Source organism: Enterococcus sp. AZ177 (assembly GCF_050544585.1).
Lineage (GTDB): Bacteria > Bacillota > Bacilli > Lactobacillales > Enterococcaceae > Enterococcus_L > Enterococcus_L plantarum.
In genome coordinates this window covers 972,508-990,356 of sequence record NZ_CP172944.1, presented here as the reverse complement: position 1 = coordinate 990,356, position 17,849 = coordinate 972,508, and the positions used below count along the sequence as shown (strand labels likewise).

Sequence of the window (17,849 nt, the reverse complement as noted above, 5' to 3'; positions counted from 1 at the left end):
AAGCATTAAACTTCGTTACATAAAGTTTAATGCTTTCCTTATTATGATCATTTCAAATAAAATACTGCATAAAAAGACTGGCAATATTAAAATAAATCAAGACACTGGTCAAATCACTTAGTGTTGTAATAAAAGGTCCACTGGCAACGGCCGGATCAAATCCTAATTTGTCCATGAGCATCGGAATCAAACTACCAGCTAAATTTGCAACGGTAATAGCACATAACATCGCCATTCCGATTACAAACCCTAATGGAAAATTATGTTGCCAAATCCCAACAACGATAAAAATCGCCACACCCGTAACAGCCCCTGTTACTAAACCAGTCAACACTTCACTAACAATTAACCGGCCAAAATTATTATCTTTTTCGTCTGACACCGCTAATCTTCTGACTGCTACCGCTAATGATTGTGTCCCTGCGTTTCCAGCAGTTCCGGTAATCAATGAAATGAACACAGCTAAAATACTTGCTTCACTAACTAACTCTTCATAATGGCTGATTAAAGTAGCTGTAGACATTCCTAAAAATAATAATGTAATCAACCAAGGCAGCCGTTTTGATGCTGCTTTGATGGGATTTTCACTAACCTCTTCCACATTGACCCCAGCTAAACCAGAATAATCACTTGCCGCTTCATCATCAATAACGTCAATAATATCATCAACTGTTACGATCCCTAAAAGATGGTCCTCATAGTCTGTAACTGGCAACGCTAAGAAGTCATAATCTCGAATCGTTTGCGCAACATCCTCTTGATCATCTCCAACATGAACAGAAATTACCCGTTCACTTAACACGTCTGAAATCATTGTATCATCATCATTTACAATCAAATCACGCAAAGATATAACGCCGACTAAATGGTTTTCCTGATCTACCACATAGACATAATAAATCGTTTCTGCCATATCAGCTTGATTTTTCAACACATACATTGCAGAACGAACCGTTTGATTCGCAACAATAGAAACAAATTCTGTCGTCATGATCGATCCGGCTGTATCATCTTCATAATGAAGTAATTCTTTGATCTCACCAGCATCTTCGGTACTCATTAAACTTAGATATTTCGCCTTCTGGCTTTTCTCTAACATATTCAGTAAATCAACTGCGTTATCCGTATACATCTCTGATAACATTTCAGCCGCATAACTCGGACGCATTTCCGCCAGATAATCCTTCATGTTTTCGTTATCTTCTTCAATAACATCAAACATGTCAGCTAATTCTTTTGGTGACAAATAATTATACATTTGCTTTCTATCTGCTTCATCAATCGATTGGTAAAATTGTCCTTGTTCGTAAATATGGAGCGCCAAAAACAACTCACGAAACTCCGCCATCTGCTGGTCTTTTAATTTCTCTAACAGCAATGAAAAATGGTCTTCCATTTCTTGTCCTTCGTTCACCTAAACCGCTCCTTTCAATCTAAAGTTGATCTACAATTTTCTTCATATCTTCTTCTAGAGGAGAAGTTAATTCTAATCGTTGCTTTGTAAAGGGATGGATAAAACTCAACTGACAGCAGTGTAACGCCTGTCGCTCGATTCCGCTATCCATTTTACCTCCATACATCGAATCACCTAATAATGGACAACCAATAGCTTCAAAATGGACTCTGATTTGATGGGTTCTACCTGTATGAAGTTGAATATTTACTAATGCTTGATCCTTTTTACGTTTCATCAACCAATATTCAGTCTCAGCTTGTTGTCCCGTTTCAACAATAGTTCTTTTCAAAATAGAAGATAAATCACGGCCAATTGGTAACTTTATTGTTTCATGTTTCTTTAGTCGCGATACATCACCACTAACTAAGGCTTGATAAATCTTGATCACTTCTTTTTTTCGTAGCTCCTGATCTAACATCGCGTGAGCAAAACCGTGTTTAGCAAACAACATCAAGCCCGTAGTGTCTCTATCTAATCGAGTCACTACATGAATCACCTGATCTTGATACTTCTGTGCTTTAAAATAGGCCTTAACCCGATTCGCCATCGTACCATTAGGATGATATTGAGCAGGAATCGATGCAATCCCTGCTGGTTTATTGACCACTAAATAATGGGCATCTTCAAAAACAATATCGATCGGTACATCGTCAACCAGTAACGTCTCATGCTCTTTCTCGTCCGGGATCGTAATTTTCACCTGATCTCCCAAGGATAACTTAAATAATACATTTTCAACAGACTGATTGACTTCAATTTTTCCACCTTGAAACTTGATCTTGGCTAAAAGTCCTTTAGAAATTCCTTGCTCCTTTAAGAACATTTTTACTTGCTGCGGTTCTTTGTTTTCTACTGTCCAATTAAATTCCATTGATTTACTAATCCTCACTAATAAAGGCATCTTTAACACGATGCCAAAAATGCATATGTCGATACGATGCAAAATGAATACGCTCATCCGCAATACGATAGTAAATCGACTTGATATCATCTTGATAGATATCTAATTGATCAACTGTAATCAGATAATCATTACTTTCTTGCAACTTGATTTCTACCCATTCGGTGTGCGCAATCACGATTGGTGAACCCAATGTTCTAAAAACACGATTGTTTAATGATGCAATCTCTGCAAGTTGAAATGCATTGATACTCGGATGAAGTACTGCTCCCCCAATACTTTTATTGTAGGCAGTCGATCCTGTCGGAGTAGAGACGGATAAACCATCTCCACGGAAACGTTCAAATAATTCATCTTTGATGAAGACATCCGCAACCATAGTACGATTAGCACGTTTGATTGTTGATTCATTCAATGCTAGAAAATGTTTATCTGGTTTATTGCCATGAAAACTGATTTTCACATCCAACAAAGGATAACTGATGCTCTGTTCTTGATGAACCAATAGACTTTGAACTAATTCTTCCAGTTCATAATCCCGCCAATCCGTATAAAAACCAAGATGTCCTGTGTGGACACCTAAAAAGCTAACGTCATCCAGTCGATGGCTGAAACGGTGGAACGCTGATAACAATGTACCATCTCCACCTACAGAAATCACAAGATCTGGTTGATGGTCATCCATTTCGATTTTATTTTTTTTTAAAAGCAGGAGTAAACGGCGTGTAACTTCATTAGATTTGTGCTCATGGTTATGAACGATTGCAACTTTCATCCTACTCCTCCTAGTCTTTATCTTTCTTCTCATTATTATCATTAAATTTTTGATAATAATTATCTTTCGACTTGCCCCGTCCGTGTGAAAATAGATGTTGCGCTTCTTGAATTTCTTCACGAATTGTTGACATTTCTTCGTCTAATTGGTAAGCTGCTTCGGCTGCACGTTGCAACCGCTCTTTCATTTCTTCTGGAAAAGCGCCTTGATACTTATAATTCAATGAATGTTCTATCGTAGCCCAAAAATTCATGGCTAACGTACGAATTTGAATTTCAGCCAAAATCTTTTTTTCACCCGTTATCAATTGGACCGGATATTCAATTACTAAATGATACGAACGATAGCCGCTCTCTTTTTTATTTGTAATATAATCACGTTCTTGAATAATTTTCAAGTCCTTACGATTGCGAATGATATCCACTACTTGCCGAATATCCTCAACAAATTGGCACATAATCCTAAGTCCTGCAATATCTTGCATTTCTTCTTCTAGACGATTAGCAGCAATATTACGCAAGGCAGCCTTTGTTAAAATACTATCAACAGGTTTCACTCGACCTGTTACAAACTCAATAGGTGTATGTTTATTTTGTTCTCGAAACTGCTTACGAATACCGCGCAGCTTAACTTTCATTTCTCCAACAGCCTGTTCATACGGTGCCAGAAAAAGCTCCCACTCTTTCTCCATCCTAATCCCTCTATTTCTTTGAATTTGATTCACAGCTTATTTTACCATAGAGCTATCAAAAATAGGGTAATTTGAGAAATTGTCTATAATTTTTCGACAATAGCGAATTTTTTAACTTCTAGTTCACTTTTCTTGACGTAAATGGGTAAAGTATGCAAAAATTGAATTAAATTAAAGAAAGTGGGTCAAATAAACGTGAGTGAGAATTTAGAAATAGAATTTAAAACATTAGTATCTATCGATGATTTCCCGCGAGTAGTAGACTACTTTCAACTAAAAGAAGAGAATTTCTTTACACAAATCAATTATTATTTTGATTCAGCCGATTTTCAATTAAAAAAGAAACATATCGGTTTAAGAGTTCGTATACTATCCAATGATGCAGAAATTACTTTGAAAATACCTCAAAAAGTTGGCCTCCTCGAAATCAACGATACGCTTTCTCTTGAAGAAGCTCAGCAGATCGTTGAATCGGCCTTACTTCCAGATGATGGGTATGTCTACAACAAGTTGACTGCTTTAGGAATCGACAAAGATAATTTACGTTTAATCGGAAGCCTAACAACTAAACGAGCAGAAATAAAACTTCCCCAAGGTTTACTCGCGCTAGATGAAAGTTGGTACAATAAGCAACATGATTTTGAATTGGAGTTAGAAGTAGATGACGCTACTAACGGAAAGAAAGATTTTCTTACCCTATTGGATACTTTGAATATCAAAGAATCCCCATCACCAAACAAAATTCAGCGTATGATGCGAAGCTCAAAAGTAAAAGATTAAGAAGTTATTATAGCTAAAACAAATCATTTCATTTTTCCCATATTTTCTGATAAATTAGGGACACTTAGTTGAGAAATGATGTCTAGTCGCAAAAGAGTCAAATTGGAGGAATTATGAATGATTGAAATCTATCTGTTCGTTAATCCTTTGGGGGGCATTTGTCTCAACGTAGAAAAGGATATTTTAAAACTGGTTGAAACTGAAAATAAAAAAATCCAATTTCGTTTCATTCCACTCGTTAATATGAGAACCATTAACCATCTTATACAGTTGTTCGATATTCCAACACATGACATTGAACAACGTAATCAATTGTTTGAAGATATTTATTCAGCAGCATTGGATTATAAAGCAGCACAATTACAAGGAAAGAAAAAAGGACGTCATTTACTACTAGGCTTACAACAAGCCGTAGCAGTAGACAAGCTCCCCTACTCTACAGAGTTAGCTGAAAAACTATTAGTAGAGGCTGGTGGCGATCTGGATATGTTTAAAATGGATCGTCAATCTGATTTTGTAAAAGAATCTTTTCAAACAGATCAACAAATTGCTCGTGAAATGGGCATTACAAAACACCCTTCAGCAGTAGTTTACAATTATACTTGTGATCGGGACTTCGGTGTACTTGTAGAAGAGTGTGAGTCTATGGATGAAATTAAAAGACTTTGTGAAACATCTGAAGATAACTTACAGTATTTTCATGAAAAATTTGAATTAAATCATTACAATGAACCTCGAGTTCCACATGGACATTTACATTTGCTTTAATAAAATAAACTGCTCCCCTCAACATATGAGAGAAGCAGTTTATTTTATTTTTCTAAAGAAGCTACAAGTTCTTCTAGTTCACCTAATCTTGTTTCGAAAACATGCATAGCATCTTTAATGTATTGTGGTTTTGTCATATCTACGCCAGCTTTTTTCATCACTTCTATTGGATAATCACTGCTACCTGATTTCAAATAAGTCAAATAATTCTCTAATGCAAGCGGCTCTTTCTCCAAAATTTTATTTGCTAAAGCTGATGCAGCTGAAAATCCTGTCGCATACTGATAAACATAGTAGTTGTAATAGAAATGAGGAATACGAGACCACTCTAAAGCAATTTCAGGATCTGTCTTCACTTCCGGACCATAATATTTATGATTTAATTCTCCATAATACTCTCCCAAATACTCACTTGTTAATGGTATTCCTTTTGCATCCTCTGTATGAATAAAGTGTTCAAATTCAGCAAATTGAGTTTGACGGAAAATTGTTCCTTTAAAGCCATCCAAATAATGATTCAACACATAGGCACGAATTCGAGGATCTGTTTCCGTCTCCAATAAATACTCTGTTAGAAGATTTTCATTCGTTGTCGAAGCTATTTCCGCTAAGAAAATAGAATAGTCTCCATAAACATACGGCTGATTGTTACGCGTAAAATAACTATGGACACTGTGTCCCATTTCATGAACCAATGTGTACAATTGATCTAAACTATCATGCCAGTTCATCAAAATATATGGTGCTGTATCATAGGCGCCAGATGAATAAGCACCGCTACGTTTCCCTTGATTTTCGATAACATCGATCCAACGGTCACTAAATGCTGTTTTTACTACATTTAAATATTCTTCTCCCATCGGATTTAGAGCAGTGATTGCTTTTTCTTTTGCTTCTTCATAAGAATACTTGATTGATGCTTCACCTAATATAGGGGTATACATATCGTACATATGAAGTTCGTCTATGTTCAATAAACGTTTTCGTAAAGATACATAACGATGCAATAACGGTAGATTTTGATTGACTACATCTATCAATGTATCATAAACGCTTTCTGGGATATGATTGTTACTCAATGCAGCTTCTCTGGCAGAAGAAAAATTACGAACTTTCGCTTTATAATTATGCGCCTTAACATGTGAGCTTAATGTTTGAGCGAATGTATTTTTGAACTGATCATAAACGCTATAAAGTCCTTTAAATGCTTCTTCCCGAACACTTCTATGGACGTTTTCCATTAACTGACCATATACACCATGAGTCAATTGGATTTTTTCACCGTTTTCATTTTCGATTACTGGAAACTTTAAATCTGCATTATTCAAAATAGAGAACGTATTACTGGATGCTTCAAAAATTTCACCAGCACCCGCTAATAAAGCTTCTTGGTCAGCAGATAAAATATGTGGTCGATCACTCAAAATATTCTCAATAAAGTGACGATACATCTCTAATTTAGAATTTTCAGCAAAATATCCCCAAATCTTGTCATCACTCAACGATAACACTTCTGGTTCAAACCAGGCTACAGCTTCACTTGCTTGCGCTAATAAAGAACTTGCTCTAGCGTATAATGCTTGATAGGTTGTATTGGTAGTGTCTTGATCATTTTTTAAATGAGCATACACATAAATGACTTCGATTTTACGATAAATACTTAATAACATCTCAATACTGGCTAAAAATACCTCGCTACCATTCTCTAACGTTCCCTTAAATTGTTCAACTTCGTTTAATTCCTCTGACAACGCTTGAAAAGCTTCATCGAAAGCTTGATCATCCTTAAAAATCTTCGTCAAATCCCAAGTCTTTTCTATTGGTAAACTCTCACGTTCTGGTAACTGTTTTGCTTCACTCATTACATCGGCTCCTTTTCAAATTATTCCTACCTAGATTTATCTTATCACATTTTTTAAGGGAGTAGCAGTGATTAAACAGTTATTTTCAATTTTTTTTAGCCAGTCTCCCACATCAGATATCGTTTGATCTGACGACACTATCTGAACCTTCCAACCCTTTTCGACGTTGACTAAATGATTACAGGCAATTAAATAAGTCAGTATTTGATTTAAACAGTACGTTTGAACTGTCTTAAAAGAAATATTTGGCAACTCATAAAACAACTCAGCTGACTGCACCAACTCCACCTTTAATAAACAGATTAACGCTGAGTGATCAAAAACATTCTGATCAAAAAACTGTACGAAATTCCAGATTCGAACTTTCAATAACATATCTGAATCTCTACAACAGAAAATACGAAGACCTGGATAATAAAACCAATTTGGCAATTGAAGTAAATGAAGCCGATTGTTATATAATTCAGCTTGTAACATTCTTATCTTCTCATCTCTTGTATATAATTTTCTATTCAATTCAGAATAATACTCTGCTATCAGCGATCCAATTTTAAATTTTCGTTGAGTATAAATTTTTGATTTCTGAGGAAAATCCAAAATTTCTAGCAAAAAATCGCTATAAAAAGACCAGATTTTTTTTGAAGAATAAATCCTCTTTTTAAAATCTTCTTCAATATGAGAATGTATCGCCAATTCTTCTGTTTCCCAATCTGCTGTCCATAAATAAAATCCTAATCCCTCAGAATAATAACATAAGTTTTTAACTACTTCGTTTAATTTATAGCGGTTAGAAAATAACTTTTTACCGCATATCCAAATTGGAATATAGCCATGTTGCTGATAACTCTTGGTCCGTTCAACTAATCGTTGCGTACTTAATGGACTGCATTGAATCTCTAATGCAATATTTCCTATCAAAAGATCAGGCCGCTGATTCAGTGCTGGTAGATATTTTTCTAGTTCGTATCCAATTCTATTTTTCTCACACCACTTCACAAAGACTTCTTTTAATGCCAAATGTTCTCTTGTCTCACCTTCTGAATAAATACTACAACTACTCTGATTGTAATGAGAAAAGTGCGGTAACTTTACTTTCCCATTCTTGATTCGAACCGGCTGACAACAAACAGGACAAAAATACTTTCTACCTTTTAATTGCTCGATCTCCTCTCTTGATAAATTTAACAGTGTTACAACTTCTTTATTTTTTGAATATGCATTCAACATACCTCTCACCTCACAAGTAAGATACGCAGAAATTATGTTGATTCATTAAAAAAAAACTGAAACAAAGCATTATCACTTTGTCACAGTTTTTTACTGTTTATTCAAAATAGTATCTTGTTAATTCTAACGCATTGCGTTCCATAATACACGTTCCATATTCATTCAATGTCTCAGGTGTCACCACAGATAAATCAGCAAATTCTAGTAACTGAGCTAATTCATTTTCTACATCTGCTTTGCCTAATTCATCCAATAAGAAAATGACTTGGAGATAATATGTTCCTTTGAATGTATATAAATTCGCTATCACAGACTGTAAGAATACTTCATTTGCCAATTGAACCATTGTGTCAAAATCAGTCAACTCAAACACTAAATTTTTCACTGTATTATCAGCGAATTCTTGTGTCTCATCAGCAAAATCTTCTTCGATTTGTTTGCGAATTATATTACTAACTTCTTCTGAATTAAGATCATTGAATCCTTCAAAATTAGAAACTTCATCAATCGATGCATTCTTACTAATAAATAGTTCCAATCCATCACTTTTTGGCAGAACCTGAAAGGTAACAGCTTCGCTGCCCTGAAATTCATCTTCCACATCAACCTCTTCTAAAATACTGTAGAAAAAGTTTTCTACATCTTTGTGATTGCCGAGTAAATCTAAAAAGGTGATTCCTCTATCAGCTAAATCTTCATTACCGATCAACACACGTATGGTATTCTCATTGATATGTTCCATTTCCATGTCGCTACACCTCACTTTTGCTAATCAGGAAACTTATTCTTACGTACATTGTAGCGGAATCACGCCAAATGTAAAGGGAAAAGTAATAATATTTTTAAATAAACAACTGTCTTAGTATATTCCTAAAAATTTGATCTGAATGCTTATATACACATTTATATAATTTCAAAAAATTTAAATAAACCATTTTCTATGTAAAATCGAATAAAAAAGAAAACCCTTGTCACAAAGTCAAAGGTTTTCTTTTACATTTTATAAACCTGCCATCAATTGCGCTTGACGTAATTCCAACTGCCTTACTCCTCTTGGCAAGAAACGTCGAATTTCATCCTCATTAAAACCAACTTGTAATCTTTTTTCATCAATCATTATTGGTCGACGCAACAATCCAGGATTCTCTTTTACTAACTCTAGCAAGTCTTGCAACGGAAGTTCATCCAAATCCATATTAAGTTTTTGGAAAACCTTAGAACGAGTAGAGATAATCTCTTCAGTACCGTCTTCTGTCATTCGCAAAATTGCCTTCAATTCTGAAATATTCAATGGTTCTGAAAAAATATTTCTTTCTCTGAATGGAATCTCGTGTTCTTGCAACCATGCACGAGCCTTACGGCAAGACGTACAACTTGGGGAAGTATAAAGTGTCAACATGTGCATCACTCCTTTTTGTGATTTTTTATCACTTTTTTTGAAACAGGAAGCATAACTGTTTTCCTATTTAAATTAAGTATACCCAATTTCTAATAAAAATACTAGCTCTTTTTGCAAGAAAAAATATTTTTTTTCGTTATTTTACGTGTTTTTTTTAAATATTGAAATAAAATTCGTTTTTTTTCTATATAAGAATGGAACGTTTTCATATTCCATTAAACTAATACAGTTTTCTAAAACTGATACATCTGTGCTAGTTTAAAAATTCTGACATTTTATTTTTTTTCGGTAATCCTGTTTTTTTTTATTTTTAGCTGTATAATGATATCAATGACTTTTTATTAATAGATTAAGGTGGTAACTATATGGAAACAATTTTTTCGGGCATTCAGCCTAGCGGAATACCAACTATTGGAAATTATATTGGTGCAATGAAACAATTTATTGAATTACAAAATAGCTATAACTGTTATTTTTGTATCGTTGATGAACATGCCATCACTGTTCCTCAAGATCCATTGAAGCTTCGTCAACAGACACGTGGTTTAGCTGCGCTGTATTTAGCTGTAGGATTGGACCCAGAAAAAGCAACAATCTTCATTCAATCAGAAGTATCGGCTCATGCTGAAGCTGCATGGATCATTCAATGCAATACAACGATTGGCGAATTAGAGCGAATGACTCAATTTAAAGATAAATCACAAAAAAATGGTCGTACTGGAGTAAGTGCTGGTCTTTTAACTTATCCGCCTTTAATGGTAGGAGATATTGTTTTGTATAATGCAAACCTCGTTCCTGTCGGAGATGACCAAAAACAACATTTAGAATTGACACGAGACTTTGTTGAACGCTTCAACAAACGGTATGGACAAGCAAATCAAGAGATTTTAGTCCTCCCAGAAGTTAAAATCGCTGAACAAGGCGGACGTGTGATGAGTTTACAAAATCCAACAAGCAAAATGAGTAAATCAGATTCAAATGCGAAAGGCTTTATTTCAATGCTGGACGAACCCGCTGTCATTCGCAAGAAAATTAAGTCTGCCGTAACCGATTCAACTGGAGTTATTGAATACGATCCGGAAAACAAACCTGGTATTTCTAATTTACTAAATATTTTCTCTGCTTCAACTGGTCGTTCAGTTGAAGAATTAGCTGAAGCTTATTCAGGTAAAGGATACGGTGAATTTAAAGCCGACTTAGCTGAAGCTGTTGTTGACCTACTAAGTCCGATCCAAGAGCGTTACCATGCATTACTTGCTTCTGATGAATTAGATGACATCCTAGACAAAGGTGCTGAACAAGCTCGTCTAGTTGCTAATAAAACCTTACAGCGAATGAAAAATGCTATCGGTTTAGGAAGAAAACCTCGTAAACGAAAATAAAAAAAAGAGACTAAGACATAGCTCTACGAGTCATATCTCAGTCTCAAGTAATCCGACTAAATAGTTGGAGTAGAAGCGCCCCCTTCTTATTTCTCAGGGTTAACCTTCTGCCCCAACTTTTTTAATCCCTAAATTGTGCATCATGCAAGCGACGATAATGGCCACCTTTTACTAGTAATTCTTCATGTGTTCCTTCTTCTAAAATCCCTTTATCACTGACAACAATGATCCGTGTCGCGTGTTTGATCGTTGCTAAGCGATGAGCAATAATTAACGTCGTTCTACCTTCTGCTAAAGAATTCAATGATTCTTGAATGACTTGTTCTGTTTCCGTATCTAAAGCAGATGTTGCTTCATCAAGAATTAATATCGGCGGATTTTTAAGAAACATTCGAGCAATTGCCACTCGTTGTTTTTGCCCACCAGAAAGTTTAACCCCACGTTCACCGATCATCGTATCTAATCCTTCTGACATTTGATCCACAACTTTTCCCAAATGAGCTAATTGAACAGCCTTTTGGATTTCTTCTTCTGTTGCATCTAGCTTGCCATAAGCAATATTTTCACGAATCGTTCCAGGAAACAAGAAAACGTCTTGTTGGACAATACCTATTTGACTTCTCAATGAAGCGAGTGTCATGTCTTGAATATTGATTCCGTCAATGGTAATTTGCCCTTCTGTCACCTCATAAAAGCGCGGCAACAAGTTGCATAATGTTGTCTTTCCAGAACCGCTTTGACCCACAAAAGCGACAGTTTCACCAGGTACGATCCGCAAATTGATATGGTTCAACACTTTCGTAGAATCCGCATAAGAAAATGAAACATCTTCATAAATGATATCACCGTGCAACTGATTTACCTTGAGTGCATCCGGCTTATCTTGAATTGCAGGTTTTTTATCGATTTCTTCAGTAAAACGCCTAAATCCAGCGATTCCTTTTGGGTAACTTTCAATCATATTATTCACTTTTTCAATCGGACGAACAAAGACATTGGATAAAAGAATAAACCCAACAAACTGCCCATCGGTAATTTCGCCTTTAATCGTATAATACGCCCCAAAAATTAGTGTAAACAAGTTGATCAAACGGATCAAAAAGTAATTGTATGCTGAACTGATCCCCATTACTTTATAAAATGTAATTTTAGATTGGCGATACGCTTGATTCAATCCTTCAAAACGTTGACGTTCAAATGGTTCATTCGCAAAAGACTGTGTCACACGAATCCCACTAACCGAAGCTTCCACGCCAGCATTAAATTCTCCAAGATTATCGTAAATTTTTGTGTTGACCTTTGTCATTTTCTTATTAAAGAAAACCAAAGCGATGGTAATAAAAGGTAACACAATAAACGTTGCCAAAGCCAGCTGTACGTGGATACGAAGCATCAAGTAAAACGAACCAACTACGGTCATTACTGTAATAAATATATCTTCTGGTCCGTGATGAGCGACTTCTGAAATTTCAAATAAATCTGTTGTTAAACGACTCATCAACTTCCCTGTTTTTTGATTATCGTAATATTCAAACGGCTGCGTCTGCAAATGCCCATACAGCTCACGGCGCATATCTGTTTCAATATTTACCCCTAATTTGTGACCAAAAAATACCACGATATACTGTAGAAAAGTATTCAGTATATAAAATAAAAGCAAACCGATGCTAGCCAAGGCAATCAATCGGAAATTCCCCTTTGGCATAATTTTATCGATAACTTGATTCACCACAACTGGAAATGATAATTCCAATAACCCTGCAAAAACTGCACAACTAAAATCTAAAATGAATAAGTGCTTATACGGTCGATAATAACTAAAAAATCGTTTTAACATAAACGCCCCTTTCTCCTGACACCATAACTATTATACGCAAAGAAAGTAGTGGATGCAAAGTTTGAACATTCTTACTATTCAACAAAAAATCAATGAATTAGACGAAACTAATTACTGTATGAAAATTTCAATTTTGATTGGCGAAATCAGCAACCCTCCTAAATATTAGATGCAGAAGTTGTAAACCTACGATTATAGCGATTTATATAGCTAGTCTGTCTTTTCATAACTTTTTAGCGCAACTTTTGCTATTAAGGAAGCGAAAAAAGGGATACACAATCAAATTAAAAATTTGAAAAAGACATTCGATCTGGTTTTTTATACATTTTGAAACATTCAACATAGTGTTATGTCAATCACTTGAAAATATAAAAAGGATTTGTTAAATTATACGTATACATGTACATCACGATAAACACCGATGAGTTGCTTATGTCTTGGGGAAGATAGGCCTGATCGGTGTTTCTGTTTTTTATTATACTAAATGTATACATTTTTTTCCACTTCAAAATTCTACTAACAACATTACTTTTTTGAAGAACCGATTCTAAAGATATGTTTTTTTATTCATATTTCAATTAAGAAACATTTGTTTTTTTATGGTTATTTTTTACTCTGATTAATTTATAAAATCTTCATTGCTAGCCCCTTACTTTTTCCTCGCTATCCTTCTAACTGTTTATCCCTTTCTGCATTCTAATCTAAATTAAAAATTTCTTTCTGTTCTTTTGTATGGAAGTTCGCTACAATGGAAAAGGATTTTGAAAATCTTTCTGAAAATTATTAAGGGGTGCAATTTTTTTAATGAGAACAATTGTTTTTGATGTTGATGACACAATTTATGACCAGCAACAACCATTTAGAAACGCAATTAAATCGAGCTTTCCTTGCGTGAAAGAAGAAGACATGCATGAGCTATATATCCGCTTTCGTCTTCATAGCGATGAAACTTTTCCAAAGGTCATGGCAAATGAATGGACTCTGGAATATATGCGCTTTTTCCGTATTAATGAATCTTTAAAAGATCTAAAATATCAAGCTGTCTCACAAGAAGATGGTCTTACATTCCAAAAAACGTACGAAGAAGAACTGGATAACATCGTTATGCATCCAGAAGTAAAAAAAATTTTTGATTTTTTGAAAGAGAAAAATATTCCGATGGGAATCATAACGAATGGTCCAACAGATCATCAATTCAAAAAAGTAAAACAACTTCAATTAGAAAATTGGGTTCCAACTGACAACATTATCATTTCTCAAAGTACTGGCTTTCAAAAACCAGAAAGAGAAATTTTTGATCTTGCCGCAAAAGAATTTGGTATGGATTGCGAACGCACATTATATGTTGGAGATAGTTTTGAAAATGATATCTGTGGCGCTAAAAATGGCGGCTGGAAATCTTTATGGTTCAATCATCGTTTACGCGAAATGCCTGCTAATGAAGAAGCCTATCACGTTAAAGAAGTTACTTCATTTGACGATTTGTTTCCGACGATCCAATCTTTATTTTCATAAAAAAATACAGCGTAAGCTTAGATTTTTCTCTAAGCCTACGCTGTATTTTTCTATTCACCGATACTCAAGATCATCCGAATATCTTCTTCTGTCATCTTCGCTAATTGCTCTTCGTTTCCTTGGATCACTTTTTGGAATAACTCACGTTTTTCTTGTTGTAAAGAATTCATTTTTTCTTCAACGGTGCCTTCTGCTATCATTCGCCATACTTCAACAACATTTTTTTGGCCGATTCGATGCGCTCGTCCAGCTGCTTGTTCTTCCACTGCTGGATTCCACCATAAATCATAGAGAATCACAGTATCCGCTCCAGTTAGGTTTAATCCTGTTCCACCTGCTTTTAATGAAATTAAAAAGACATCTTTTTCTCCTGCATTAAATGCATCTGCCATCTCCATGCGTTCTTTAGGTTTCGTACTTCCTCTTAAATAGAAGGTTGATAAATCTAAGTCGTGCAATTCTTTTTCGATGATCGACAGCATACTTGTAAATTGAGAAAAAAGCAACACCCGTCGGTTATTTTCTTTCGCAGCGACTAACAGATCTTTAACTTGCTCTAATTTTCCAGAGCCGCCTGTATAATCATCTATGAATAAGCTAGGATCACAACAAATTTGGCGCAAACGAGTCAAACCAGCTAAAATACTCAAGCGATTCTTCTTAAAAGCATCTTGGTCCATCTGGCTAACATTTTCCTGCATTTGTTTTAAATATGCTAAATAGACAGTTTTTTGTTCTTCTGTAAGGACACTGTACAGATTACTTTCGATCTTATCTGGTAAGTCTGCTAATACCGTTTTCTTATCTCGTCTCAAAATAAACGGCTGGATTATTCTAGCAATTTCTTCTGGTTTCATCGATCTAAATAATGTTTTAGATGGGAACAATCCTGGTATGATCATTTGAAAAATTGACCACAGCTCATCTAAATTATTTTCAATCGGTGTCCCACTTAAAGCAAATCGTTGTGGGACCGTCAAACTTTTTAAAGCTTGAGCTGTTTTTGTACCACTATTTTTCACCATTTGGGCTTCATCTAAAATCAAATACCCTAAATTTAACCCTTGATACATGTCAATATCTTGTCTAAGACTAGCATACGAAGTAATTAAAACATCCAGATCAGCTTGATTAGCCAACCTTTCACGTTCAGATTTATTTCCAGCAACTACTTCTGCTTGTAAGTCTGGAGCAAATTTCTTTAGCTCAGCAGCCCAGTTATAAATCAAACTAGCCGGTGCCACGATCAAGGCAGCTCCTGTTTGTTTTTGTTCCTCTTTTTCTGATAATAAATATGTGATTGTTTGAAGTGTTTTTCCCAGTCCCATTTCATCCGCTAAAATTCCACCAAATTGATAATAGCTAAGCATTTTTAACCATTTATATCCGTCAATTTGATAACTTCTAAGCGTAGCATTGATTTTTTCAGGTAACACAGCATCAAATTTTTCTGGATGCGTTAAGTTTGATACCATTTCTTTAAAGGAATCTGAAAAATGTGCTTGCGTATTATTTTCAAGCATACTTTCGATCATTAAGCCTTGATTTCTCGGAACTTGTATTGTCCCTTGAACGTTTTTCATATTTTTCCGTAACAGGGTCAGAACTTCACTTGTCTGCTGAAATTCTTCCGAATCTAAGGATAGAACTTCTCCTGTTTCCAACGTATAAAAACGATCGTTTCGTAACAGACTCGCTAACACTTCGTCAATTTCTTGTTCGGCTATTCCGGTAATGTCAAAACGCACGTCTAACCAAGAATCTGAATCAGAAACTTCAATCAGTGGTTGATGATGGGCAGCATCTAAATAGAGTTCCCGCAACTTCTTGCCCATGCGAACTTCACCTAAATGACGGAAAGTTGGAACTTCTGCTTTAAAGAAATAGTACAAGCGTTCACCTGCTGGTAACGTTTTTTCATAACCATCCGTCGTTTTTTGATAACCAAAAGCGATTAACTGTTCTATAATTTCTTGTTCTTTTTTACCGTCACGAACAACTTCTTGATTTTCTCCTGAAGCAACTGAATACGCTTTTTCCGTTGAGAAAACAACCTTGCCATAAGTAAAATCGACTCTGACTTTGATCATTCCCTTGATTTTCCGAAAAATAAAGATTGGTTCTAACGGATGGTAGACAACTTCTTCTGTCACTTCTTCCGTGACATTGACTGTTCCTATTTTTTTCAGTAATGGGATCACCCCGCCGAATAAATCTGATAACTCAGGCTTTTCATAGATGATCTCAGGTTTTTCGACTCGTTTTAATAATTGTAATAACGTCGTATAGATTGCTTCTTGTTCTTGTGTAAAAATGTAGACTTGGTCTTTGCTGAACCCCCATTGATAATGAGATAAAAAGGTTGTGATTTGATCATCGATCAACAATTTATACTGATTATCTGGTTGCTTACTGATATCGAAAAAGATCGGTAGTGCTCCTTTTACGAATGAAAGATGCCGATATTTTTTTCCCTCATCATTTAATTGAAAGTGCGGGATCAGAGACATTTTTTCAAGTAGTTTTTGGCCTTGATCGATTGGTAGTACAAGGTATCGTTTATCGATTTTCCCTTTGACTTGGATTCCATTCGCGCCAAGTAATTGACTGGTTTGGTAAATTGCCGAAAGTTGCTGCAGTAGCTCTTGATTTTCAACAGAAAAGGCATCTTTCACTAAATCAAAACGATGCTGCTTATTGATTAAAAAGCTCCCTTCTTTTTGAAAGGTCTGGAAAAATTCTCCAATATTTTTGATAATATAAGTTTTAGGTTTGACTCCTTGATTGCCAAGGCGTAATGAAACACCTAAAACGGCTAATTCTGGATAATAACTGTTGGTTTCAATAACATCCACGATGTATTCAACTGTCAGTGGTGTAATCTTACTTTTTTCTTCCACTTGATTCAACTTAGCGAACCCTTTGGTAAACATCTCTGAAATAGACAAAGATCGTTTTTCAAAGGTAATAGGTTGATCTGCTTTGATGATTCGTGAAGTTCCTTTTTGGCGTAGATATAACTCTACTGCAACGGTGTGCTTGCAATAACCATGATCTTTCCAATAAGGACACTCACAAATATCATTTTCTTTAGCAGTTCCATCTAGTTGCACACGGTACAATTCATTACCTAGAACTTCTGCATGCCAGATTTTTTTCTCTGGATCTTGTATGACAGATAAGACTCTGCCTTCTTTCATATACTCTCTACCACGTTCAACGATTCGTTCTGGAATACTCCACTTCATACTTTCAC

At 35.3% G+C, this 17,849-nt stretch carries 14 protein-coding genes; 4 read left to right on the top strand and 10 right to left on the bottom strand.

What is annotated here, in order from left to right; translation table 11 throughout:
• Positions 1 to 52: 52 nt before the first annotated feature.
• Genes mgtE through IGJ34_RS04670 form a run of 4 tightly spaced genes read right to left on the bottom strand, consistent with a single transcriptional unit; the run spans position 53 to position 3,823 of the window.
• On the bottom strand, positions 53 to 1,414 hold the full coding sequence (gene mgtE, locus IGJ34_RS04685; protein ID WP_069654289.1) for a magnesium transporter: 1,362 nt from the start codon (positions 1,412 to 1,414) through the stop codon (positions 53 to 55).
• Between the two features lie 19 nt (positions 1,415 to 1,433).
• Positions 1,434 to 2,327: an RluA family pseudouridine synthase gene (locus IGJ34_RS04680; RefSeq protein WP_111248756.1), complete on the bottom strand. Its 894-nt coding sequence runs from the start codon at positions 2,325 to 2,327 to the stop codon at positions 1,434 to 1,436.
• A 7-nt stretch (positions 2,328 to 2,334) separates the two neighbouring features.
• Positions 2,335 to 3,132 carry an NAD kinase gene (locus IGJ34_RS04675; RefSeq protein ID WP_069654287.1) on the bottom strand — a complete coding sequence of 266 codons (798 nt, stop codon included), beginning with the start codon at positions 3,130 to 3,132 and terminating at the stop codon, positions 2,335 to 2,337.
• 10 nt (positions 3,133 to 3,142) lie between these two features.
• Entirely contained in the window at positions 3,143 to 3,823 is a 681-nt protein-coding gene (locus IGJ34_RS04670) for a GTP pyrophosphokinase (protein ID WP_430598229.1), read from the bottom strand.
• Positions 3,824 to 4,018: 195 nt separating this feature from the next.
• Between IGJ34_RS04670 and IGJ34_RS04665 the strand changes: the two genes are divergently transcribed.
• Both IGJ34_RS04665 and IGJ34_RS04660 read left to right on the top strand, forming a co-directional pair.
• Entirely contained in the window at positions 4,019 to 4,603 is a 585-nt protein-coding gene (locus IGJ34_RS04665; RefSeq protein ID WP_430598228.1) for a CYTH domain-containing protein, read from the top strand.
• Positions 4,604 to 4,720: 117 nt separating this feature from the next.
• Positions 4,721 to 5,371, top strand: coding sequence for a ClpXP adapter SpxH family protein (locus IGJ34_RS04660; protein ID WP_111248758.1), 651 nt, complete (start codon positions 4,721 to 4,723; stop codon positions 5,369 to 5,371).
• A 44-nt stretch (positions 5,372 to 5,415) separates the two neighbouring features.
• Here the strand turns inward: IGJ34_RS04660 and pepF are convergent, their stop codons facing one another.
• The 4 genes from pepF to spxA all read right to left on the bottom strand — a co-directional run bounded on the left by pepF (position 5,416) and on the right by spxA (position 9,859).
• Entirely contained in the window at positions 5,416 to 7,233 is a 1,818-nt protein-coding gene (gene pepF / locus IGJ34_RS04655; RefSeq protein ID WP_430598227.1) for an oligoendopeptidase F, read from the bottom strand.
• A 36-nt stretch (positions 7,234 to 7,269) separates the two neighbouring features.
• The gene (locus IGJ34_RS04650) at positions 7,270 to 8,460 is read right to left on the bottom strand and encodes a competence protein CoiA (RefSeq protein WP_430598226.1); all 1,191 of its coding nucleotides are present in this window, start codon (positions 8,458 to 8,460) and stop codon (positions 7,270 to 7,272) included.
• A gap of 97 nt (positions 8,461 to 8,557) precedes the next feature.
• Complete coding sequence (locus IGJ34_RS04645) at positions 8,558 to 9,208, bottom strand: adaptor protein MecA (RefSeq protein WP_430598225.1); 651 nt, start codon at positions 9,206 to 9,208, stop codon at positions 8,558 to 8,560.
• Between the two features lie 252 nt (positions 9,209 to 9,460).
• Entirely contained in the window at positions 9,461 to 9,859 is a 399-nt protein-coding gene (gene spxA / locus IGJ34_RS04640; RefSeq protein ID WP_069654280.1) for a transcriptional regulator SpxA, read from the bottom strand.
• Between the two features lie 365 nt (positions 9,860 to 10,224).
• On the opposite strand from spxA, the gene trpS reads away from it, so the two are divergent.
• Positions 10,225 to 11,241, top strand: coding sequence for a tryptophan--tRNA ligase (gene trpS, locus IGJ34_RS04635; protein WP_069654279.1), 1,017 nt, complete (start codon positions 10,225 to 10,227; stop codon positions 11,239 to 11,241).
• Positions 11,242 to 11,362: 121 nt separating this feature from the next.
• Here trpS and IGJ34_RS04630 read toward each other — a convergent pair whose 3' ends face one another.
• A complete protein-coding gene (locus tag IGJ34_RS04630) occupies positions 11,363 to 13,078 on the bottom strand; it encodes an ABC transporter ATP-binding protein (protein WP_430598224.1) in 1,716 nt (571 codons plus the stop codon).
• A gap of 804 nt (positions 13,079 to 13,882) precedes the next feature.
• Between IGJ34_RS04630 and IGJ34_RS04625 the strand changes: the two genes are divergently transcribed.
• Positions 13,883 to 14,593 carry an HAD family hydrolase gene (locus IGJ34_RS04625; RefSeq protein ID WP_430598223.1) on the top strand — a complete coding sequence of 237 codons (711 nt, stop codon included), beginning with the start codon at positions 13,883 to 13,885 and terminating at the stop codon, positions 14,591 to 14,593.
• Positions 14,594 to 14,643: 50 nt separating this feature from the next.
• Here IGJ34_RS04625 and IGJ34_RS04620 read toward each other — a convergent pair whose 3' ends face one another.
• On the bottom strand, positions 14,644 to 17,841 hold the full coding sequence (locus IGJ34_RS04620; protein ID WP_069654276.1) for a DEAD/DEAH box helicase: 3,198 nt from the start codon (positions 17,839 to 17,841) through the stop codon (positions 14,644 to 14,646).
• Positions 17,842 to 17,849: the final 8 nt, after the last annotated feature.

Bases quoted from the DNA above. Each gene is read 5' to 3' on its own strand.
- trpS (WP_069654279.1), top strand. From the start codon at position 10,225: ATGGAAACAATTTTTTCGGGCATTCAGCCTAGCGGAATACCAACTATT.
- IGJ34_RS04650 (WP_430598226.1), bottom strand. From the start codon at position 8,460: ATGTTGAATGCATATTCAAAAAATAAAGAAGTTGTAACACTGTTAAAT.
- IGJ34_RS04670 (WP_430598229.1), bottom strand. From the start codon at position 3,823: ATGGAGAAAGAGTGGGAGCTTTTTCTGGCACCGTATGAACAGGCTGTT.
- spxA (WP_069654280.1), bottom strand. From the start codon at position 9,859: ATGTTGACACTTTATACTTCCCCAAGTTGTACGTCTTGCCGTAAGGCT.
- IGJ34_RS04625 (WP_430598223.1), top strand. From the start codon at position 13,883: ATGAGAACAATTGTTTTTGATGTTGATGACACAATTTATGACCAGCAA.
- IGJ34_RS04645 (WP_430598225.1), bottom strand. From the start codon at position 9,208: ATGGAAATGGAACATATCAATGAGAATACCATACGTGTGTTGATCGGT.
- IGJ34_RS04630 (WP_430598224.1), bottom strand. From the start codon at position 13,078: ATGTTAAAACGATTTTTTAGTTATTATCGACCGTATAAGCACTTATTC.
- IGJ34_RS04675 (WP_069654287.1), bottom strand. From the start codon at position 3,132: ATGAAAGTTGCAATCGTTCATAACCATGAGCACAAATCTAATGAAGTT.
- IGJ34_RS04680 (WP_111248756.1), bottom strand. From the start codon at position 2,327: ATGGAATTTAATTGGACAGTAGAAAACAAAGAACCGCAGCAAGTAAAA.
- IGJ34_RS04660 (WP_111248758.1), top strand. From the start codon at position 4,721: ATGATTGAAATCTATCTGTTCGTTAATCCTTTGGGGGGCATTTGTCTC.
- IGJ34_RS04620 (WP_069654276.1), bottom strand. From the start codon at position 17,841: ATGAAGTGGAGTATTCCAGAACGAATCGTTGAACGTGGTAGAGAGTAT.
- pepF (WP_430598227.1), bottom strand. From the start codon at position 7,233: ATGAGTGAAGCAAAACAGTTACCAGAACGTGAGAGTTTACCAATAGAA.